The following is a 19598-nucleotide window of genomic DNA, read 5'->3' on the forward strand; positions in this document are numbered from 1 at the left end:
CGAGGGGACCTGGTCAGTTACAGGTCGTGATGCTCAGGCTGCTGTCGCCGCAGAGGAGCAGGCTGGCGCGGCTGCCGCCGCCACCGCCGTGCGCGGCCTCCGTGGTCTCTTCCTTCGGGGTGTCCATCGACTGCAGGTCGAGAAGCGTCATGTCAGATTCCTCTTCACTGTGGTGTTCCGATGGGTCTCGGCCCCCGCGAGGGGGACCGGCTCTGGGGCCGCGGTGGACCGCGGCGGGGGGAGGAACGGCAGCTGCGCGCGCCCGCCGGGCGCGGCGCTGCCGAGGGCGAGGAGCGCGCCGGCCGTGCCCGTGGACAGGTCCATGGACAGGCGCATCATCTGCTCGCCGGGGAAGGCCAGATGGCCTCGGTACGGGACCGCGTGCCGGGCCAGGGCGTCCACCTGCCGGGCGATGTCCTCCGGGCCGGTGCCCGGCCCGGGCGTCGTGGTCCGGGCCAGGTGGAGGATCATGCCGGCGGCGCCGCGGAACAGGCCGGGCTGCGCGTAGAACGTCGCCTGGGCGGCTCGGACGATCTCCGGCCGGGCCCGTTCGAAGCGTTCGTCGCGGGCGTGCTCCAGCCAGTCGTCCAGCACCATTCCGATGCCCACGCTGCCGCCTCCGAGGTAGGGCATCGTGCGCCACCCCTCGTCGACCTGGAGGGTGCCGAAGGCACTGGTCACGCAGCGGTCCAGATCGCGGTGCAGCGCCCGGCCGGCCCGGACCAGCGACTCCCGGTCGCCGGTGCGTTCGTAGAGCCGCAGGTGGAGCAGCGCGGGTCCGCTGTGGCCGTGCAGCAGCCCGGCCCGTTTCGGCGCGACCGCGGTCTCGGAGAGGAGGTCGGCGCAGCGCAGGGCCGCCGCGTGCAGCGCGCTCTCGCCGGTGGCCGAACCCAGGGAGTCCAGGGCCAGCCCGATGCCGGCGAGACCGCCGTGCAGGTCGGGGCCGGCGGACTGCCAGGACTGGCCGAGCAGTTGCTCGGCGAGGGCGAGCGCGCGGTCGCGGTGGCCGAGCCGTTCCAGGGTCCAGGCGAGACCGGCGAGGCCGTCGTAGAAACCGAGCGCGGTGCCGGAGGCCGGGTCCTTGGTACGGGCCAGCAGCCATTCCTCGGCCTCGGGCCAGGGATCGGCGCCGGTCTCGGCGAGCGCGTAGAGGACGCCTGCGGCGCCGTACCCGAAGCCGGTTCCGCCGCCGGCGGTGGCGAACTGGGCGGTGTCCCCGGGGAAGAGCCGGTCCTCCCGGTCGAAGGTGGCGCTGGCCCGCAGGGCCGCCGTCATGGAGTCGCGGGCCGCTTCCCAGTCGCCCGGCTCCACCGGCAGGTAGGGCCCGCGGGGCACGGCCGCGCGTCCACCGGAACCGGACCCCGGTCCGGACCCCGGTCCGGCGGCGAGGATCTCCCGTACCGCCTCGTCGAGGAACTCGACGGGTACGGGGAACTGCGCGGCGGCGATCTCCGCCAGGTGCGCCGCCTTGGCCCGGTCCAGCACGAGCAGGCTGGTCAGCGGCAGGAACAGGGCCAGCCGCAGACAGGCCAGCGCGTACCGGTCGACGGCGAAACCCCGCAGGCCGGGCGGCGCGACGAACGCCGGGTTGGCGACGGTCTGGCGCAGCCCCTCGTCGACGTGCGCGGCGGCCTCGAAGTCCAGCAGTGCGACCGACGGTTCACCGGTCACCTCGTCCTCCGCGACCATGATGTTGAACAGGTGCAGGTCGTTGAAGACGATGCCGCGGGCGTGCACCGCCTCCACGGCCTCCGTCACCCGCCGGTGGATCTCCAGCGCCCACCGCGTGTACGCGGCCAGCTCCGCGGGATCGGGGTCCGCCTCGATCAACGGGTGCCGCCGGGCGAAGTAGGTGTTGAGGGGCTTGCCCTCCAAGTGCTGCATCACCAGGAAGTGGTGGTCCCCGACGGTGAACGTCCCGTGGACCGACGGCACGGAGTCCAGCCCGGCCAGCTGCTCCAGGGCCCGGCGCTCGCGGTGGAGCCGGGTCACGGCGTCCGCCCCGTCGGCCGCGAGCCCCGCGAAGGGGCGCGCCTCCTTCAGGACGACCGGCTCGCCGGTGCGGACGTCACGGCCGGCGTAGACACCACCCCCGTTGGAGAAGTGCAGGGCCCGCTCGACCGTGTAGGGCAGGCCTTCGAGGGTGACGGCGGCCCGCCGCGCCAGATGGGGCGCGAGGAACGCGGGCGGCTCCACCCACTCGGGCGGCTGGAACACCGGCCCCCGCGGGTCCGGTACCAGCCGGCCGTCCGGGGCCTCGATCGCCGGAACCAGCTCGCCGCGGTCGTCGTAGCAGTGCCGCAGGGTGAAACTGCCGTACCGCAGGTGCACGGGCCCGTCGTTCCAGCGCAGGTCGCTGAGGATGTACGGGCCCGGCTCGCCGGCCAGCAACGCGTCGAGCTCCTCGGCGATCTGACGGCACCGCTCCTCGTCGGCCGGGTAGACGGTGAGGAACTTGCCGCTCGCCGCGCGGTCGGCGTACTTCGCGTTGCGCAGGTGCAACAGGTACCGGCTGGGCACGAACTTGAAGGCGATCCGGTGCTCCACGCAGTAGCGGTGGACCCGTTCGAGCACGGACCCGGCGTTGTCCAGGCAGGCCGAGACGTGGATCTTCCAGCCCTGGGAGGGCAGGTGGGCGTCCAGGGGCCGCAGCGCCAGCCAGTCCCCGCTGCGGTGCGTCTGCCACCCCGCCGGTACGGGGGCGAGCGCGGCCGGGTAGTTCTCCTCGGCCCGCCGGTACGGCGCGTCGTAGAACCAGCGGTCTGCGTCGCAGAAGGCGGCGTACCCCTTGTTCACTCCTGCTCCCTCGGTCGGTGACGTCCTCACGCTGTCACGCGGACCGGGGGCCGCGACAGTCACGACTGTCACCGACGGGGTGTGCAGTACGCACGGGTCACCACGCGCCGGACCCCGGGACGGCGTGCGTCGTCCCGGGGTCCGGTAGGGGGCTCAGATGCCGATGTTGGCCAGGTTCACACCGAGGCTGCGCAGGGCCGCCGACAGGGAGGGGTGCTTCGCCTCGAAACCCTCCGCGGCCCGGTTCACGTACTCCGCCAGGCCCGGATCGGCGGCCGCGTCGTCCGCCTCCAGCCGGTCCAGCAGCGCCTCCAGGTGTGCGCGTTCCGCCGGGGGGAGGCCGGGGCCCGTCGTCCGGAGTTCCGTGCGCAGGGCCTCCAGATGTGCCTTCGTCGTGTGGTCCGACATCGCGTCTCCTCCGTCGCTCGCCGCCCGGGCCCCGGGGGAGTCCCCGGGAGGCGGATACCGCTCACCTGCCCCGCTCCCGCTCCGGCACGCGCCGTCCCGGATCAGGAGCCGAGTGCGTCGGCGGCGTCCTGCTGCCAGTAGGTGACGGTGAGGGAGCTGTCGTAGTAGACGCCCTCCGCGGGCAGGGAGGGGGTGGCGGACGCGCCGCCGCTGCTCTGGGGCGTCCGCCCCTGGAAGGCGATCGTGAGGCGCTTTCCGGTCGTTCCGCCCTCGCCGCTGCCGTCGGCCGCCGACACCATCGCCGCCGCGTAGCCCGACTGGCCGGGTGCGAGGGACACCACCGCCTGCGGCTGGGTGTCCTTCCGGGCGGCCGGTGCCCACTGCATCTCGTCGAAGCGGAGGACCGGGTAGTAGGTCAGGTCGCAGAGCTTCGAGCCGGTGTTCTTCACCGTGATCAGCACGTGGTTGAGCGGACGGGGGACCGGCTGGACGGTGACTTCGGTGTTGGAGCCGTTGCACAGGACGCGGTCGCCGCCGGCGGCCGGGTCCGACGGGCCCTTCGCGTTGCCCCCGTCGGCGCTGCCGGTCTTCGTGCCGCCGGGCTTCGTGCCCCCGGTGGGCTTCGTGCCGCCGGTCGTCGCCGCGCCCGTGGCCGGGGTGCCCTGGGCGTCGTTCGTCCCGCCCGTCGTCGTGGGCGTGGCGGCGACCGGGCCCGAAGTGGCCGCGGCCCCCGCGTCCTTGATGCCCGTGCCGTTCTGGCAGGCCGTCAGGGCGAGGGCGCTGAGGGCGACGGCGGCAGCGCTCGCGAGGCGTCGGGCCGTACGGGGACGGGAGGTACGGGCGAGGCTCGTGGCGGGGGCGGTGCGGAAGGCGGTCATGACTGATTCCGTTTCATCTGACGGGGCCGCGGCGGCCGGTCGGGACCGGTCGCCGGAAGCGGTGTGCTTGGATGACCACAGCCTGTGCGGTGATCCGTCCCAGCCGCGACACCCGAGGGGTGATCAGGGACGCTGGGACGCTGCAACAGGCTCTGAGCTGCTGAAACGACCTGTTCCTGGGATGCGGGACGGGACACGGGGTGGGAGGAACAGTGTCGGAAGACACTGCCGAAGCCGGGTTCGCCCGGCTGCTGCGGGAGTTGAAGGACCGGTCCGGACTGAGTTACGGAACGCTCGCCAAGCGGCTCCACATGAGTACGTCGACGCTGCACCGCTATTGCACCGGCGACGTCGTCCCGGCGGACTACGCCCCGGTCGAACGGCTCGCCCGCCTGTGCAAGGCCTCGCCCGGGGAACTCGTCGAACTGCACCGGCACTGGGTCGTGGCGGACACGAGCCGTCGGCGCAAGGGCGGCGAGCCTGGCGTCAGGACGGCGGCGGGCACCGCCGATCCGACGCGGCCGTCGCCGGAGGAGACCGGGCCGAGTGCGGCGCGGGGGGCCGCGGTGCGGGAGCCCGCGGTGCGGGAGTCTGCGGCGCCGGAGTCTGCCGTGCAGGAGCCCGCGGTGCAGGAGTCTGCGGTGCCGGAGTCTGCGGTGCAGGAGTCCGTGTCACAGGAGTCGGTGGTACCCCCGGAGGACTCGCCTCCGGAGCCCCTTCCAGCCGCCCCGACGGCCTCGACCGCCCCGGTCGACCGGACTTCCGCCGACCCCGCCCCGACGAGGCGGAGCCGCAACCGCAAGGCGGTCCTCGCCGGGCTGGCCGTGGCCGTCGTCGCCGGAGCGGTCGCGCTCACCGCGAGCCTGCCGGCACGGGACACCGGACTCCGGGACGGGCCGGCCGCCGCGGCGTCCCTTCCCCGGGGCGAAGCGGGGCGTACGGACGGCAAGGCCGCCTCCGCGGCACCGTCCGGAGCCTCGCCTTCCGCCTCCGCGCCCTCGGCCCCCGGGACCGGCAGCGCCACCGGAGCCGCCGCGTCGGCTTCCGCTTCCGGCGGCGCGGCCGCGAGCCCGGCCCCGGCCCCGGCCCCGTCCGGCCGCGGTGACGACGCCGCCTCCGGTACGCCCGTGAAGGTGACGGTCCAGCCGCACACGTGGGAGTCGCCCTGCGGTCAGCACTACCTGATCGACAAGGCCCCGGCCCAGGTGGCCCCGCCGCCCCTGGAACGGGACGCGCCCGCGTGGGTGGCCGCGGCCGGAGCCGTGCCCGCGGGCGAGCAGTACGTCACGCTGACCCTCCAGGGCTCCGGCAAGGACACCGTGGTCCTGGACAGCCTGACCGTCCGTGCGGCGGGCAAGCGCGCGCCCCTGGCCTGGAACGACTACGCCATGGGTTATCCGGGCGTCGGCTGCGGCGCCGGCGTCCCGACCCGCTCCTTCACCGTGGCCCTCGACGCCGCCCGCCCGGCCGTCGTGCCCGAGGCGGGACAGCCGAACTTCCCGTACAAGGTGAGCGAGTCCGAACCGGAGGTCTTCTACGTCAAGGCCGACGCCTCCGCGTACGACGTGAGCTGGTACCTGGAGCTCGCCTGGTCCAGCGGCGCCCGCCACGGCACCGTCACGATCGACAACAACGGCAAGCCGTTCCGCACCAGCGGTCACAACGGCCGGCCCGGCTACGAGTTCCCCCTCGGCGGCGACGGCTGGGTCACGGCGGGCTCGACCTCCTGACCCGTGCCCCGCCCGAGCGGGCCCGCCCCGCACGCGCCGGGGGCCGAACCGCCCCCGCCGCCGTGCACGCCCCGTACGGCGGCAGTCCCTCGGCCGTTCGGCGCACGGCGAGATGTCGGCGCACCGGGACGGGGCTACGTTCGGCCGGTATGACAGACGTACCGAACGATCGCGGATCCGGCCCCACCCGGCGCGCCCTGCTCGTCGCCGGCGCGGGTGCGGCGCTCGCGGCGGGCTGTGCTCCCGGGGGCCCGCACGCCGCGCCCGCGCCGGCCCTCACCGGGTCCGCCTCCGCCTCCGCCCGCGCGGCCGCGGCCGACCCCACGCCCGGCGCGATGACGCTGTTCAAGGACCCGGCCTACAACTTCAACGGCCTCCTCGCGCTGGGCGGCGCGGGCGCCGGAAGCAGCGAGGTCGGCGAGGTCCTCACCGCCGTGAACGCGATCAACCAGGCCGGGCTTTCCGCGCAGACGTACGTCGAAACCTTCCGCAAGCTCGGTGACCAGCTCCTGAAAGCACCCCCGGGCGCTCCGGCGGACGCCCAGACCAAGCGGTTCCGGGCGCTGCGCGCCGCCCAGTACTACGGCCAGGCGCTGTTCTTCGTCCTCGGCTCCGACGACCCGGGCAGCGAGGAGAAGCTGTACACGTCCGGACGCGACGCCTGGGACGTCTTCTGCGACCTGTGCGAGCCCGCCGCGGTCAAGGCCACCGTCCCGTACGGCACGACACCGTTGCCGGTGTGGTTCTTCCGCCCCGACGAGTCGAACACCCCCCGCCCCACCGTGATCCTGACCAACGGCAGCGACGGGCAGAACGTCGACATGTGGACCTACGGCGTCCCCGCCGCACTCGAACGCGGCTGGAACGCGCTCGTCTACGACGGACCGGGCCAGGGGCAGCTGCTCTTCGTGGACCGGGTGGTGTTCACCCCCACGTGGGAGAAGGTCGTCGGCCCCCTCGTCGACTGGCTGTCCGCCCGCCCCGACGTGGACGCCGGCAAGATCGCCCTGACCGGCCTGAGCATGGCGGGCGACCTCGCGCCCCGGGCCGCGGCGTTCGAGCACCGGATCGCCGCACTGGTCGCGATGCCCGGCTGCGTCGAGCCGTGGCTCGGATTCCCGAAGGAGATCCGGCAGATCCTCACCCCCGACAAGGCGGAGACGAACGCCATCTGGAACAAGGAGGTCGTCCCCGAACTGCCCGAAGACGCCGCCGCCGTCATGAAGAAACGCTTCGAGCCCTTCTCCGCCGAGGCGATGCTCGACGCCCGTAAGGGCAGGCTCTTCACCGACTTCTACACCCCCGCCACCCGGATCCAGGCGCTGACGATCACCTCCGTCGTCGACCGCATCAAGGCGCCCACCCTGGTCCTCGACTACGACGACGAGCAGTTCTACCCCGGACAGCCGCGACAGCTGTACGACAAGCTCCGCTCGCCCAAGGACTACGTGAAGCTGACCGCCGCACAGGGCGCACAGCTCCACTGCTCCCCGATGGCCCCGCAGCTGCACTGCGAGGTCGTCTTCGACTGGCTCCAGGACACCATGTCGGCCGGCTGACCCCGCGCGGGGAAGAGCCGCGGCAAGAGCACGGGAGAACCGGGCCGGCGGGTGCGTGGCGGCGCGCGGTCGACTCCGGTCCGGTGATGAGTTCTTAGCATCAGAGGCCAAGTATTCGTTTCACCGCCGTAGGGGCGACTACAAAGAACCGGACCGAACCAGGCCCGGAGACGCGGATGACGAGAGCCGTCGTCGGCCGGGGTTATGTCGAAGGCGGTGCATGTGTCGTGCGCGAGTGCAGCAGGATTGAACCGGCTGCGGTTGATATTCCTCCGGGGAGTCCGGGTTCTGGTCTCCGCCCTGTGAAGGATGCCGTCGTGCTGAAACCGGTGTCGTTCTCCGTGGAGGACGCCTCGGTGGAGGAGTACCGGCTCCTCATCGCCACCATCCGGTCCAGGGCGGTGGAGGCGTCGTGGGTTCCGGGAAATCCGGACTCCGCCGAGGAAAGGCCCTGTTACCTCCCGGTGAACGTACAGCTGCGGGGCTTGTCCATCGAGCTGTACGTCGAGTTCCTCGCGCAGAACCGGGGAGTTCGCATCGTCGGGTTCCGCAACACCTTCGAGAACGGACAGGCCCCGCCGGAAGCGCACTTCCGCTACGTGCGGGACGCTGCCGCGCCACCGGGAATTCCCCGGACGAAAGCCCTCCCGTTCGGCGGCGCGTCCCACGCCCTGGAAGCGGCGGCCGACGCCAGGCGGACGGGCCTTCCCCTGGGGCGCCGCCCCATGGTCAACGCGGTCATCTGGCTGCACCGGAACAGCGATCCGAAGTGCACCGCACGCGGGATCCTCGTGCTTTCGGAGATGCTCTGCGCCGCTGCCCGTTCCCCCCTGCTGGCGGACGGCGTGTCACGTATCTGGATGACCGGCGGACCGCTCTCGACCGCGACGTGGGCAGCCGCTTGACCGGCGGACCGGGAAACTCTTCGACGAAGCACCAATCCCGTCCCGTTGGCGCCTCGAAGAGGCAGCGAGACCTTCTCCAGGGGATCAATTCACCGCCGTACGATCTGGGATTCCCGCGCCGGGAATCCACGGAACAGGAGCGAATGTGATAGTCAAGCGCGCTGGTCGCCGATTCGTGGTGCTCGCCACCGTGCCCGCCGCGGTCTTCCTGACGCTGGGCCTTTCCGGTCCAGCCGTAGCCGACGGCGGGAAGGGGTACCAGATCGACCTGGCGCAGCTGAACGGCTCCGGTTCCCGAGGTACCGTCATGCTGAGTCTCAAGGGAAATCTGCTGACGGTGCAGATCGAATCCGAGGGAATGGTGCCGGGGCAGCCGTCGGCCCAGCATCTGCACGGCTCGACCAAGGGGCACGACTTCCACTGCCCGGACGCCAGTGACGACACCAACCGCGACGGCATCCTCAGCAACACCGAGGCCACGGTCGACTACGGCGACATCAACATCTCGCTCACCACGTCCGGGGACACCAAGGCGACCAGTGGTCTCGCCGTGGAGCGCATGCCCGTCGCCGACAAGAAGGGCAAGGTCTCCTACGAGCGGACCATCACCGTCGGCCAGGACGTGGTCGACCACATCAAGGACCTGCACGTCGTGCAGCACGGCATCGACCGCAACGACAACGACAAGTACGACTTCGAGGGGGCCGGCAAGAGCGAGCTCGACCCGAAACTGCCCCAGGAGGCCACGGCTCCGACCAACTGCGGAGAGGTCAAGGGCGCGGCGGTCGGGTCGATTCCCGTCGGCGCCATCGAGACCGGCGGCGGCGCCCCGCAGCCCGCGGTGGTGCCGGCGGCGACGATGGCCGGGGCGGCGGTGGCCGCGTACGCGGCGGTGGCGGGTGCGATGGCCGTCGGGCGGCGGCGGGCCGCCGTGGTTCCGGGCCGTACGCAGACCACGGGGGGCGCCGAGTGAAGTCCCGTCAGCCCGCCGGACCGGCGGCGTCCGCGGCGCGGCCCCGGCGCCGGCCCGCCGGCCCCCTTGCCGCGGTCGCCCTGGTCACGTTGCTCCTGGCGGGATGCGGCGGCCAGGACACGGCGGCGCCCCCCGCCCCTCAGGGGCAGGCCGCGCGCAGCGCGGCACCGGCCGACGGCGGAGCCGGGAGCACCCACGGCGGGGAGGCGGCCACCGGCGGGCACGACGCGGGAGCCGAGGGCGGGGCGCAGGGCGGTACGGGCGCGGCCGGTGCCGCGCCGGCCCTCGCCCGGTCGGAACCCCAGAAGATCGCGATCCCCTCCCTCGGCCTCTCCAGTTCCCTGGAGACGCTGCGGCTTAACGGGGACGGCACCATGCAGACCCCGAAGGACCCCGCTCTCGCGGGCTGGTACGAGCCGGGGCCGACCCCCGGTTCCAAGGGGCCCGCAGTGATCGCCGGGCACGTCACGTGGAACGGCGCGTCGGCCGTGTTCGAGAAGCTGAAGACCATGAAGGCCGGGGACACCATCAAGGTGACCCGGCAGGACAAGAAGACGGTCACTTTCACGGTGGACCGGGTCGCCGAGTACCCGAAGGCCAAGTTCCCCACGCTGGAGGTCTACAAGAACGTCGACCACGCGGGCCTCCGCCTGGTCACGTGCGGCGGTGACTTCGACCCGAAGAAGCACTACTACGACAGCAACGTGGTCGTGTTCGCCCGGATGACGGGGACCGCGTAACCGGGACGCCGACGACGGGAGGGCCCATCCGTCAGCCGCGGCACCCCGCCGCGGCTGACGGTACGGGCGGCGGCGGACGAGGTGCGCCGGGCCCGGAAAACAAGATCGCGGAAGTGGGAACCGGGGGCTTCCCGAGCACGTCATGGAACGTGTCCGGGCGGTGCTGACATCTGAGAGCAGGTCTCCGGGAGGGTCCGGGGGCCGACCGCGCGGGCGTGCGAAGGGTGTGGCCGGAACGCTGTTAGGGTGACGTGTGCCCGTCAAGGCGGGCCCTTCGCTCATCGCATTCCTGCTCATCAACACTTTCAACGGGGGTTGAACGTGAAGCTTCGTCATGTCCGCGCGGTTGCCGTCTTCGGGATCGCCGTCATCGCCCTCACCGGAGCCCGCGGCTCCCACGGCGGCAGCTGCGGCGGTGGCCACAGCTCCTCCGGATCCAGCTCGAACGGCTCCAGCGGTGGCACCACCGGCGGCAGCGACGGCACCAGCGGCAGCACCTCGGGTGGCGCCTCCGTCCCCGGCGGTTCCAGCAGCAACAAGGCCGAGCGCGACATCAAGATCGACGCCTGCAAGCTGGACGCCTCGGGCAAGAACCTGGGCGCCAGGCTGACGGTCACCAACACCGGATCGCTGGACTACACCTACAACATCACCGTGAAGTTCCGCGGGGACACCGCCTCGACCGCGACCCCCGCCCAGGCCAACGTCACCGCGCTGACGGTCAAGGCGGGCGCGTCCCGCCAGACCGAGGCCACCACGCCCTACACGGGCAAGGGCGACGGCAGCGAGTACAAGGAGTGCGTGGTCGTCAGCGCGTCGAAGAGCGCCCTCTGACGCCACCGCGACGACGCCGACGGGCCCGGACGGGCCAGGCCTCCGGTCCCCGCCCGAACCCGGGCGGCCGGAGGCCTTCGGCGCTCGCCTCCCCCGTCCCGGGCGCCCGTGCCGCCTCGTGCGCCGCCCCACGTCACGGCCCTCCGGGCACCGGATCGGGGGACGGCGCCGAAGCCCTGGCGATGCCGGTCCGAGTGGTGTTTCCTGGAAGACGTGTAACCGGCCGGACACCACCAGGAAGGGCGCAACTCTCAGACGCACAAGGCGAGTTGACCGGGTGCCCGACGCGCCGGGGCTGTCAGCGCGACGGAATCCGGGCCGATGGGGGAGAGCCATGACCGACGCGCACGACGTCCCGGACATCCTGTCGCGGGAGTTCGCCGAGAACCCCTACCCGACGTACCGCGCCCTGCGCGAAACCGCACCCCTCGTCTGGCACGAGGCGACGCAGAGCTACCTCGTCTCCCGCTACGAGGACGTGGCGCGGGTCTTCAAGGACAAGGAATCCCGCTTCACCACCGACAACTACGCCTGGCAGACCGAGCCCGTACACGGGAAGACGCTGCTCCAGATGAGCGGCCGCGAGCACGCCACCCGCCGCGCCCTGGTCGCCCCGGCCTTCCGCGGGAACGAACTCCGGGACAAGGTCGTCCCGGTCATCGAGCGCAACGCCCGCGAGCTCATCGACGCGTTCCGCGGGACCGGGTCCGTCGACCTGGTGAGCGGCTTCGCCTCCCACTTCCCCATCACGGTCATCGCCGACATGTTCGGACTGGACCGGTCCGGCCAGGAACGGATCAGCGGCTGGTACCGGGCCTTCGTGGCGTTCACCGCGAACCTCGCGGGCGACCCCGCCTGCGCGGCGGCCGGCGAACGCGCCCGGGCCGAGTTCGCCGCGTACATGCTGCCGGTCATAAGGGACCGCCGCGACCACCTCGGCGACGACCTGCTGTCCGCGCTCTGCACCGCCGAGGTCGACGGGGTGAGCATGAGCGACGAGGACATCAAGGCGTTCTGCAGCCTCCTGCTGACCGCGGGCGCCGAGACCACGGACAAGGCCATCGCCGGCCTCTTCTCGAACCTCCTGGCCGACCCCGCGCAGCTCGCGGCCGTGCGGCAGGACCGCGGACTCGTCGACCGGGCCTTCGCGGAAACGCTGCGCTACAGCCCACCGGTCCACATGATCATGCGGCAGGCGGCCACCGACGTCCCGATGAGCGGCGGCACCCTGCCCGCTGGGACCACCGTCACCTGCCTGATCGGAGCGGCCAACCGCGATCCGGAGCGGTACGGGACCCCGGACCGGTTCGACATCTTCCGCGACGACCTGACGGCGACCACCGCCTTCTCCGCGGCCGCCGACCACCTGGCGTTCGCGCTCGGACGGCACTTCTGCGTCGGCGCCCTGCTGGCCAAGGCCGAGGTGGAGATCGCCACCAACCAGCTCCTCGACGCGATGCCGGACCTCCGCCCGGCCGACGGGTACGACCCGGCCGAACAGGGCACCTTCACCCGCGGGCCGAAGTCCCTCCTCGTGGAGTTCACGCCGGCCGGCGGCTGAGCCCCCTACTGTGGCCGTATGGAACAGCGCGTCAGCCTCATCACCCTGGGCGTCACGGACGTGACCCGGGCCAGGTCCTTCTACGAGGCACTGGGCTGGCAGGGGCAGGAGGTGCAGGAGACGGTCTTCTTCCAGGCCGGAGGTCTGGGCCTCGTCCTGTGGGGACGCGACAAGCTCGCGCGGGACTGCGGGCTGCCCGACGGCGCCGCCACCGGCTTCGGCGGGATCGCCCTGTCGTACAACGTGCGCTCCGAGGCCGAGGTCGACGACCTGCTCACGGCCGCGGAGCGGGCCGGCGCGACTATCACCAAACCCGCCCTCCCCAACGACCTGGGCCTGTACTCGGGAGCCTTCACCGACCCGGACGGCCACGCCTGGGAGATCGCCTGCAACCCCGGGTTCCCCCTCGCGCAGGACGGCTCGCTGACGATCCCGGACCTGAACGGCCTCTGACGGCGGCCCCGGCCGCTACAGCGCGTCATCGGCGGCCCTGTCCAGGAACGCCTGGAGGGCGTCCAGCTGCCGCCGCACGGCCTCGGAGAACGCGGCGCCGGTCTTCTCCCGGTCGACGCCTTCGGGCCCCTCGACGTACCGGGCGGCCGCCAGCTCACCGACGCGGGCGGACCGGGTCCCGATCTCGTCCAGGTCGCGCCTGTCGTCCCGGGCCGTCACGAGGCGCACCGTCGTGAGCGCCCGCGCGAGGTCCGTGTTGGCCGGAGCGTACCGGTCCTCGAACTGCCGCCGCCGCTCCGCCGCGTTCCTGGCGGGGTCGAGGCTCACGCTCAGCAGCTGGGTGGCCTGCTGCACGTACTTGTTCGTGCTCGCCGCGAGCTCGACGTAGGCGGCCCGCCGGATGTCGGCCCGCCGCGCGTCAGCCTCCTCACGGTGCGTGTCCTTGGCCTCGAAGTACGCGAGGGTGCTCCCCGTGAGACCGGCGAGGGCGCCGATCAGCGCTCCCGCGAGCGCGGCGGAGGTGGTTCCCCGCGCCCGCCCGCTCGGCCGCCCGCCGCCCCCGTCGCCCGCCGTGTCCTGCTTCTGCGTCATGGACTACCCGTACCGCGCCCCGGCCGGTCCGGCACCCGCAACCACCTGGAGGCACGAACGCGGCGGGGCGACGCGGGGGTCCGCTCAGTCCTTGCTGGCCGCGCTCCAGCTCATTCCCCAGCCGTACTCGACGTCCGCGGCCTGCTGCTTGAACATGCCGGGCGGAAGCAGGATGTACTTCGCCTCCCGCCGGACGATCAGTTCGCCGTTCACGTTCTCGATCAGGGCGATCGCGGCGACCTGCGAGGGAACGGTGCACTCGTCCAGGCGCATCTCGATCGGCGGACCGACCGGCGGGTACAGGGTGGCGACCCCGTGCAGGCCCGCGAAGCTGTTCGCCCCGGAGTAGATGACCACGAACACCAGGAGGCGCTTGATCTCGGCCGCGTGATCAAGATTGATCATGAGGTTCTCGCCGGACTCGCTCGCGCCGGTCCGGTCGTCCTGGTCCAGCCGGACGTACGGCGGCTGGTCGAACGAGCCGAACTGGTTGTTGATGGGGTGGACGATCCCCGTCGTGCCGTTCTGCAGCTCCCACAGGCAGGAGAGGTCCAGGTCGACGTCCTCCAGCCGGACGGCGTCCTTGCCCTTCCTCATCCACCCGCGCGGCGGCGGGGGAGCGCTCCAGGTGAGGTTGACCCGCATGCCCCCTGACGTGGCGCCCTGCTTGGTCAGCGACACCGTGGGCGCCGCCTTCGTCAACGTGATCTTCGACAGCTGTACCGGCTGGGTACGCGCGGGCGCCGGCGACTGCGGCGGGACCACCGGCTGAGGCTGTGCCACGGGCGGCCGCGTCACGGGCGGCTGCACCCCTGGCGGCTGTACCACTGACGGCTGCGTCAGGAGCGGCAGCGTCACCGGCGGGGGCGGGGCGGGATCGTCGACGGTGATCCCGAAGTCGGTGGCGAGCCCGGCCAGGCCCGAGGCGTAGCCCTGGCCCACCGCCCGGAACTTCCACGCCCCGCCGCGCCGGTACAGCTCCCCGAGGACGAACGCCGTCTCCGTCGTCGCGCCCGTGGCGTCGAACCGTGCCGTCTCGACGCCGCTCTCCGCGTCCAGTACGCGCACGAACAGGCCGGACACCTGGCCGAACGTGCCGTCGGTCGACGCCGCGACCACCACGGTCCCGATCTCCTGCTCCACATCGGACAGTGCCACGCCGATGGTTTCCAGCGCGCTCGCGCCGTCCTGGCGACGGCCCTCGTGACGCACCGCTCCGCTGTGGTGCACGGGCTGGTTGTAGAACACGAAGTCATCGTCCGACCGCACCTTGCCGGCCGCCGTCAGCAACAGGGCCGACACATCCACGTCAGGGGTTCCGGTACCTCCTCGCCACCCCAGCTCCACCCGGACCCTGGCGCTCGGCACCGGTACGTTGGCACCCTTCTGCAAGGACATGTGGGTCCCCCCTTCAGCGACTTCGCCCACGACCGCAGCGTACGAGGTTTTGCCGCGCTGCCCTCCCCGAAGGGGGATATTGCCGCCCGGCACGTGAGCGCCCCGCCGTGGCCGCCGGCCCGTCACCCGCCGCGAACTCATATGATCATGACACTCGTTGCCCGGCGCGAAAGGTACCCATCAGACCCATGGACGGCAAAGCGATCGAGCACGCGGAGCGGGTGGCGGCGAGGGTGACGGCCGAGGCCGGGGGTGAGGCCTGGCCGGAGCACCACTGGACCGTGGCGCGCTTCCTGGCCGGTTCCCGGTCCGCGCAGGAGGAGGAGCGGTGGCGCGGTCAGCTGGCCGACTGGCGGGAGCGGCTCGTGGCCTGCCTCTCGGCGGACGCCTATGCCGAGGTCGCCGAACTGCAGGACCAACTCCTCGGCTGGATACGGGCGGAGCTGCGGCGCGACGATGACGCCCTGGGCACGCTGCTGGGCCTGTACCCCCGGCCCAAGCCGCAGCGCGAGCCGCGTTCCGTCTTCCCGATGCCGGCCTCGGACGTCTACGGGGACGGCCCCGAGTTCTACTTCGGCGACGTCTTCACGTTCGTCACCGACTACCTGGCGATCGCGGTCCGCCGCCCGCTGGACGGTACGTCCGCCACCTGGTGCCCGCGCTGGTGGGAGCACCCCGAAGCGGGCTCCCGGCTGTCCGCGCTCTGGCTGGCCTGGGAACACCTGCGGCACGATGCCGCGCTCGGCATGACCACGTGGTGGATCCAGCACGCCGATCCGCACCTGAAGGTCCTGATGGACCCCCGACAGGGCCCGTTCGCCGGGTGTTCGCCCTCGAAGGGGCATGCGCGGACCCCCTTCGCACCGCTTCCGGTGGACCCGTGCGAAGAGGCCTGACGACCGCCTCCTACGCGTTGAGGTGCCAGACGGCCGCGTTGAGCGCGGTCGCGAAGGCGACCCACAGCAGGTAGGGCAGCAGCAGGAACGCCGCCGCGCGGTCCAGCCGGTGGAAGCGGCCCACGGTGACGGCGAGCGTCACCAGCAGCAGGACGATGTCCAGGAGCGCGAGCCCGTACTGGCGTGCGCCGAAGAACAAGGGCGTCCACGCCAGGTTGAGGAGCAGTTGTACGGACCACCAGGCGAGCGCGCCCTTCACGCGGGGGCGGTCCGGACGGCGCCAGACCAGCCAGGCCGCGACCGCGATGGTGGCGTACAGGACGGTCCAGACGGGACCGAAGAGCCCGCCGGGCGGGGCCCAGGCCGGCCGCTCCAGCGAGAGGTACACCTCGCCCGCGTCGGCGGAGGCGAGCGCGCCCAGCGCCGCGACGCCGTAGCTCACGGCGAGGAAGGCGGCGAGGGCCGCCCAGCTCCGGGCACCGCCCGGTCGTACGGGTGTCGCGGATGCTGCCACGGCTGTCTCCCTGGGCCTCGACGTCTTCCGGCGGGCGCGGCTGCCCGTCGCCGCACCGGCCTCACCCGTCCTTCTGTCCCGCCACGGCCGCCGGATGCACCGGTACGGAAGGAGAAGCGGGCCGTATACGGGCCCCGGCCGCCGTCCGGTACCGGCGTGGACGCGCGTGAGGTGGCTGCGGTGGACGGGGCGGTAGGGCGGCGGGACGATGAGAACCCCAGCCATTCCGCCCCGTCCCCCGGGAGCGCGAACGAGGCGATTGCGAGGTGTGGCGATGAGGTTGCGACGCGTCGCCGCCGCGGCGGTTGTACCGATCCCCCTGCTATGCGTGTGGATCGCCCCGCCGGCCGCCGCGGCCAGCACGCACACCATCACCCTGACCGGAACGCTGTTCGTCGCGAACGCGGGCGGCATCGGTACCAGCGCGTCCAGCAAGACCTTCAACATGAACCGGGAGGCCGCCCTGAGCCACGACCGGCCGGAAGCCACGCTGGACATGTCCGCGTGCGTGGGCGGCGAATCCCGGGGCCACCTGAGCGTCCACCTCCAGCTCAGGCCCGATGAAATGGTCGTGGTCTCGCCCACCCTCAGGCTCTTCGAAGGGTCGAGCTGCAACTCCGACGACCTCGACGCCGAGGACCAGGGCATCCAGAAGGGCTTCCGGCCCCGCGAGAGCATGACGGTGTCGCTGTCCGCGGCGAACGACGAGGCCTTCTCCGGCGACCTCACCACGACCAACTTCACTCTCAAGCACTCCGGTGGCGCCGGAACCGGGATCGGCCGCCCGGCCGAGCCGTCGGCGGTGGTCGCCACCCGGGTCGGGAACCCGCCCACGAGCGTCGAGTTGCAGTGGGGGAACCCCGCGACGGACGAGACCCACCTGGAAGTCCGCAACACCACCTTGAACCAGTCCCAGGCTGTCGGCGCGGACGCCACGAGCTTCACGTGGCAGAACCTGCCGCTGGGCAAACAGTGCTTCCAGATACGGGCGTTCAACGCCAACGGCGCATCGGAGTGGACCCCGGTGAACCCGAGGAGCGAGTGCGCCTGACCCGGGGTGAACGCGGCCACGCCCGGCAGCACCGGCCGGGCTCAGGCGTCAATTTGCTTCGACTTCGGCAGGAGGCGGAACTAAGGTCGCACCCCATGAGTACCTTGCAGACGATCCACGACGTGCCCGTCTTCCTGTACCCCGCGGAGGGGCAGGTCATCACCGGGGAAGCCGACGCCCTGGACCTCATCGGGAACGCCTCCTACCAGGGCGCCCAGTGGGTGGTCGTCCCCGCGGACCGGTTCGCCGACGACTTCTTCCGGCTGAGCACCCGCGTCGCGGGCGACATCGTCCAGAAGTTCGTCCAGTACCGCATGGGCCTGGTGGTGGTGGGCGACATCTCCCGCCACGTGAGCGAGAGTTCGTCGCTGCGCGACTTCGTCCGCGAGTGCAACCGCGGCCGGCAGACCTGGTTCCTCACCGATGTCGAAGACCTGCGCGAGCGGCTGGCGGCCTGACGGGAGCCGCCCGCGCAGGTCTGCGCCGCCCGCTCAGTCTGCGGGGACGAGCTCAGTAGACGTGCCCCGCATGCGCGAGCGCCTGCTTCAGCAGTACCCCGTGCCCGCCCGGCATCTCGTTCTGCACGGCCTGGGAAGCCGCCTCCTGCGGACTGAACCAGACCAGGTCGAGCGCGTCCTGCCGGGGCCGGCAGTCGCCCGTCACCGGCACGACGTAGGCGAGGGACACCGCGTGCTGGCGCGGGTCGTGGTACGAGGTGACGCCCGCGGTGGGGAAGTACTCGGCCACCGTGAACGGCTGCAGGGAAGCGGGAACGCGGGGCAGGGCCACCGCGCCGAGGTCCTTCTCCAGGTGGCGCAGCAGCGCGTCACGGACCCGCTCGTGGTGCAGGACGCGGCCGGACACCAGGGTCCGGCTGACCGTACCGTCCGGGCCGATGCGCAGCAGCAGCCCGATGCTGGTGACTTCGCCGCTGTCGTCCACGCGTACGGGCACGGCCGTCACGTACAGGATCGGCATCCGGGCCCTGGCCATTTCCAGCTCGTCAGAGCTCAGCCAGCCGGGCGTGGTCTCGGTCATGTCAGACATTGCTTGATCATACTTCCCGGGTGCCGGGAAAACAGGATCCGCGGGCGACTTCGGACGCGGGCTTGCGCGAGCCGGGTCCGTCAGAGACCGCCGAGCAGGGCGTCGAGCGGGGCGGGAGTGCCGTCGGGGCCCAGGGCCTCGACCAGGACGCGCCCGTAGCGGATCTTGCGTCCCTTCTTCGTACCGAGGAAGCGCCGCAACCGTTGCTGCGCGGTGCGGTCCCGCTGTGCGGGCTGCCGCAGGAAGGTCTGGAAGGGGCGCAGGTCGCCCTCCGCGTCGATGAGCTCCTCCACGCGCCCCACGCCCAGCGCGCGGATGAGCTCGTCTTCCAGATCCGCCGCGCAGACGAAGAACTCCTGGCGCGCCACTCCGGCCCGCTCCCAGCCGCGGGCGTAGAAAGGACGCTCCGCCTCGTCGCACAGTCCCGTGAGACGGAGGTCCAGACCTGCCGGGCCGAGGACCCGGGTGAAGCGCCCTACGTTCATCGCTCCGCCCATCGGCATGACGCAGACCCCTTCGGCCGCCAGGTCCCGGCCACGGGCCCAGGCCAGCGCGTCGACCGCCGCGGCGTCGCTCAGCCCTTCGAGCAGGACGACCGTGTGGACCGTCAGCCGCCCGGAGAGCTCGTGCGCCCGGTCGCCGGGGCCGCCGGCCGCCCAGGCGGTGACGGCTTCGCGGAAGGATTGCATGTCAGACATGGGAGGAGTCTGCGCCCGTTCCGGCCGCCACGGTAGGGAATTTCGGCCGGGGAGCCGGTCAAGTCCCGTCCCGGCCCGGCCTTCGGGGCGTCAGGCCGGCGGTTCCTCGACCGCGCTGGTGCCGCTGCCCGGCTGGGACTCCCACGTCCACGTCTCCTCCAGGCGGAGGCGGCCGTCGGGGAGTTCCGTCACGAGGGAGACGCAGTGCCCGGAGGCGGTCGTACCGTCGAGACGGAGCTGGACGTAGCGGAAGTCGACGGTGTCCTGCGCCCGGGTCCCGACCAGGTGGCCCCGGACCACGTCCCCGCCGGAGTAGTCGGCCCAGACGAGGCCGTCCCGTTCGTGGTACTCGAACCGGGTCTGCCGGCCGACCTGGCCGGGTGCCTGGTCGGCCACGGGTACGAAGACGAGGCCGTCGAGCGAGCGCGCCATGGGTGGACTCCTGGGGGGAAGGCGGAACGGGCCCGGCGCCCGGCCGCGTGGACCGTCCGGTCCACCCTAGGCCGTCTCTCCCGGAGGCTTACCCGGCGGAGAACGGGTAGCCGCACCTACGGGGCGACCGCACG

The 19598-nt window shown here is 72.3% G+C and carries 21 protein-coding genes; 11 read left to right on the forward strand and 10 right to left on the reverse strand.

Translation table 11 applies throughout. The features are described from left to right. Positions 1 to 13: 13 nt before the first annotated feature. The 4 genes from AC07B0_RS02190 to AC07B0_RS02205 form a co-directional block, all read right to left on the reverse strand. Positions 14 to 151, reverse strand: coding sequence for a SapB/AmfS family lanthipeptide (locus AC07B0_RS02190; protein WP_030389872.1), 138 nt, complete (start codon positions 149 to 151; stop codon positions 14 to 16). Further along, positions 148 to 2796 carry a class III lanthionine synthetase LanKC gene (gene lanKC, locus AC07B0_RS02195; RefSeq protein WP_478896262.1) on the reverse strand — a complete coding sequence of 883 codons (2649 nt, stop codon included), beginning with the start codon at positions 2794 to 2796 and terminating at the stop codon, positions 148 to 150. The genes AC07B0_RS02190 and lanKC overlap by 4 nt, the downstream gene beginning before the upstream one ends. Positions 2797 to 2949: 153 nt before the next feature. Beyond that, positions 2950 to 3204: a DUF4404 family protein gene (locus AC07B0_RS02200; protein ID WP_469378724.1), complete on the reverse strand. Its 255-nt coding sequence runs from the start codon at positions 3202 to 3204 to the stop codon at positions 2950 to 2952. Between the two features lie 101 nt (positions 3205 to 3305). Then, positions 3306 to 4082: a DUF4232 domain-containing protein gene (locus tag AC07B0_RS02205; RefSeq protein WP_478865222.1), complete on the reverse strand. Its 777-nt coding sequence runs from the start codon at positions 4080 to 4082 to the stop codon at positions 3306 to 3308. Positions 4083 to 4294: 212 nt separating this feature from the next. Between AC07B0_RS02205 and AC07B0_RS02210 the strand changes: the two genes are divergently transcribed. The 8 genes from AC07B0_RS02210 to AC07B0_RS02245 all read left to right on the forward strand — a co-directional run bounded on the left by AC07B0_RS02210 (position 4295) and on the right by AC07B0_RS02245 (position 12837). After that, the gene (locus AC07B0_RS02210) at positions 4295 to 5812 is read left to right on the forward strand and encodes a helix-turn-helix domain-containing protein (RefSeq protein ID WP_478896264.1); all 1518 of its coding nucleotides are present in this window, start codon (positions 4295 to 4297) and stop codon (positions 5810 to 5812) included. Between the two features lie 149 nt (positions 5813 to 5961). Further along, a complete protein-coding gene (locus tag AC07B0_RS02215) occupies positions 5962 to 7371 on the forward strand; it encodes an alpha/beta hydrolase family protein (protein WP_469378719.1) in 1410 nt (469 codons plus the stop codon). A gap of 317 nt (positions 7372 to 7688) precedes the next feature. After that, positions 7689 to 8276 (forward strand): ribosome-inactivating family protein, encoded by a 588-nt coding sequence (locus tag AC07B0_RS02220; protein WP_478865219.1) that lies wholly within the window; start codon positions 7689 to 7691, stop codon positions 8274 to 8276. 148 nt (positions 8277 to 8424) lie between these two features. Beyond that, positions 8425 to 9249: a hypothetical protein gene (locus AC07B0_RS02225; RefSeq protein ID WP_478896696.1), complete on the forward strand. Its 825-nt coding sequence runs from the start codon at positions 8425 to 8427 to the stop codon at positions 9247 to 9249. Further along, the gene (locus tag AC07B0_RS02230; protein ID WP_467299197.1) at positions 9246 to 9989 is read left to right on the forward strand and encodes a class F sortase; all 744 of its coding nucleotides are present in this window, start codon (positions 9246 to 9248) and stop codon (positions 9987 to 9989) included. The genes AC07B0_RS02225 and AC07B0_RS02230 overlap by 4 nt, the downstream gene beginning before the upstream one ends. A 321-nt stretch (positions 9990 to 10310) precedes the next feature. After that, positions 10311 to 10823, forward strand: a complete 513-nt coding sequence (locus tag AC07B0_RS02235; RefSeq protein ID WP_478896267.1) for a hypothetical protein — start codon at positions 10311 to 10313, stop codon at positions 10821 to 10823. Positions 10824 to 11157: 334 nt separating this feature from the next. Then, positions 11158 to 12384 carry a cytochrome P450 gene (locus AC07B0_RS02240; protein WP_478896269.1) on the forward strand — a complete coding sequence of 409 codons (1227 nt, stop codon included), beginning with the start codon at positions 11158 to 11160 and terminating at the stop codon, positions 12382 to 12384. 18 nt (positions 12385 to 12402) lie between these two features. Then, the gene (locus AC07B0_RS02245) at positions 12403 to 12837 is read left to right on the forward strand and encodes a VOC family protein (RefSeq protein ID WP_478896271.1); all 435 of its coding nucleotides are present in this window, start codon (positions 12403 to 12405) and stop codon (positions 12835 to 12837) included. 15 nt (positions 12838 to 12852) lie between these two features. Here the strand turns inward: AC07B0_RS02245 and AC07B0_RS02250 are convergent, their stop codons facing one another. Further along, positions 12853 to 13428 (reverse strand): hypothetical protein, encoded by a 576-nt coding sequence (locus AC07B0_RS02250; protein ID WP_356874993.1) that lies wholly within the window; start codon positions 13426 to 13428, stop codon positions 12853 to 12855. Between the two features lie 84 nt (positions 13429 to 13512). Further along, positions 13513 to 14826, reverse strand: coding sequence for a TerD family protein (locus AC07B0_RS02255; RefSeq protein WP_478896274.1), 1314 nt, complete (start codon positions 14824 to 14826; stop codon positions 13513 to 13515). Positions 14827 to 15014: 188 nt separating this feature from the next. Here AC07B0_RS02255 and AC07B0_RS02260 point away from each other — a divergent pair, with 188 nt between their 5' ends. Then, positions 15015 to 15722: a DUF4913 domain-containing protein gene (locus AC07B0_RS02260; RefSeq protein WP_356874997.1), complete on the forward strand. Its 708-nt coding sequence runs from the start codon at positions 15015 to 15017 to the stop codon at positions 15720 to 15722. 10 nt (positions 15723 to 15732) lie between these two features. Here the strand turns inward: AC07B0_RS02260 and AC07B0_RS02265 are convergent, their stop codons facing one another. Next, positions 15733 to 16236: a TspO/MBR family protein gene (locus tag AC07B0_RS02265; protein ID WP_356874999.1), complete on the reverse strand. Its 504-nt coding sequence runs from the start codon at positions 16234 to 16236 to the stop codon at positions 15733 to 15735. Positions 16237 to 16510: 274 nt separating this feature from the next. Here AC07B0_RS02265 and AC07B0_RS02270 point away from each other — a divergent pair, with 274 nt between their 5' ends. Both AC07B0_RS02270 and AC07B0_RS02275 read left to right on the forward strand, forming a co-directional pair. Beyond that, a complete protein-coding gene (locus tag AC07B0_RS02270; RefSeq protein ID WP_356875001.1) occupies positions 16511 to 17287 on the forward strand; it encodes a fibronectin type III domain-containing protein in 777 nt (258 codons plus the stop codon). A gap of 95 nt (positions 17288 to 17382) precedes the next feature. Beyond that, positions 17383 to 17745 carry a DUF4180 domain-containing protein gene (locus tag AC07B0_RS02275; protein ID WP_469378703.1) on the forward strand — a complete coding sequence of 121 codons (363 nt, stop codon included), beginning with the start codon at positions 17383 to 17385 and terminating at the stop codon, positions 17743 to 17745. A gap of 52 nt (positions 17746 to 17797) precedes the next feature. On the opposite strand, the gene AC07B0_RS02280 is transcribed toward AC07B0_RS02275, so the two are convergent. The 3 genes from AC07B0_RS02280 to AC07B0_RS02290 all read right to left on the reverse strand — a co-directional run bounded on the left by AC07B0_RS02280 (position 17798) and on the right by AC07B0_RS02290 (position 19464). Beyond that, positions 17798 to 18325 (reverse strand): NUDIX hydrolase family protein, encoded by a 528-nt coding sequence (locus AC07B0_RS02280; RefSeq protein WP_356875209.1) that lies wholly within the window; start codon positions 18323 to 18325, stop codon positions 17798 to 17800. 89 nt (positions 18326 to 18414) lie between these two features. Beyond that, positions 18415 to 19032, reverse strand: coding sequence for a TOPRIM nucleotidyl transferase/hydrolase domain-containing protein (locus AC07B0_RS02285; protein WP_478896277.1), 618 nt, complete (start codon positions 19030 to 19032; stop codon positions 18415 to 18417). A 90-nt stretch (positions 19033 to 19122) separates the two neighbouring features. Continuing rightward, a complete protein-coding gene (locus tag AC07B0_RS02290) occupies positions 19123 to 19464 on the reverse strand; it encodes an avidin-fold protein (RefSeq protein ID WP_356875007.1) in 342 nt (113 codons plus the stop codon). Positions 19465 to 19598: the final 134 nt, after the last annotated feature.

This window comes from Streptomyces sp. NPDC044704 (assembly GCF_056433525.1).

Bases quoted from the DNA above. Each gene is read 5' to 3' on its own strand.
- AC07B0_RS02190 (WP_030389872.1), bottom strand. From the start codon at position 151: ATGACGCTTCTCGACCTGCAGTCGATGGACACCCCGAAGGAAGAGACC.
- AC07B0_RS02200 (WP_469378724.1), bottom strand. From the start codon at position 3,204: ATGTCGGACCACACGACGAAGGCACATCTGGAGGCCCTGCGCACGGAA.
- AC07B0_RS02205 (WP_478865222.1), bottom strand. From the start codon at position 4,082: ATGACCGCCTTCCGCACCGCCCCCGCCACGAGCCTCGCCCGTACCTCC.
- AC07B0_RS02215 (WP_469378719.1), top strand. From the start codon at position 5,962: ATGACAGACGTACCGAACGATCGCGGATCCGGCCCCACCCGGCGCGCC.
- AC07B0_RS02240 (WP_478896269.1), top strand. From the start codon at position 11,158: ATGACCGACGCGCACGACGTCCCGGACATCCTGTCGCGGGAGTTCGCC.
- AC07B0_RS02245 (WP_478896271.1), top strand. From the start codon at position 12,403: ATGGAACAGCGCGTCAGCCTCATCACCCTGGGCGTCACGGACGTGACC.
- AC07B0_RS02250 (WP_356874993.1), bottom strand. From the start codon at position 13,428: ATGACGCAGAAGCAGGACACGGCGGGCGACGGGGGCGGCGGGCGGCCG.
- AC07B0_RS02255 (WP_478896274.1), bottom strand. From the start codon at position 14,826: ATGTCCTTGCAGAAGGGTGCCAACGTACCGGTGCCGAGCGCCAGGGTC.
- AC07B0_RS02260 (WP_356874997.1), top strand. From the start codon at position 15,015: ATGGACGGCAAAGCGATCGAGCACGCGGAGCGGGTGGCGGCGAGGGTG.
- AC07B0_RS02270 (WP_356875001.1), top strand. From the start codon at position 16,511: ATGAGGTTGCGACGCGTCGCCGCCGCGGCGGTTGTACCGATCCCCCTG.
- AC07B0_RS02275 (WP_469378703.1), top strand. From the start codon at position 17,383: ATGAGTACCTTGCAGACGATCCACGACGTGCCCGTCTTCCTGTACCCC.
- AC07B0_RS02280 (WP_356875209.1), bottom strand. From the start codon at position 18,325: ATGACCGAGACCACGCCCGGCTGGCTGAGCTCTGACGAGCTGGAAATG.
- AC07B0_RS02285 (WP_478896277.1), bottom strand. From the start codon at position 19,032: ATGTCTGACATGCAATCCTTCCGCGAAGCCGTCACCGCCTGGGCGGCC.
- AC07B0_RS02290 (WP_356875007.1), bottom strand. From the start codon at position 19,464: ATGGCGCGCTCGCTCGACGGCCTCGTCTTCGTACCCGTGGCCGACCAG.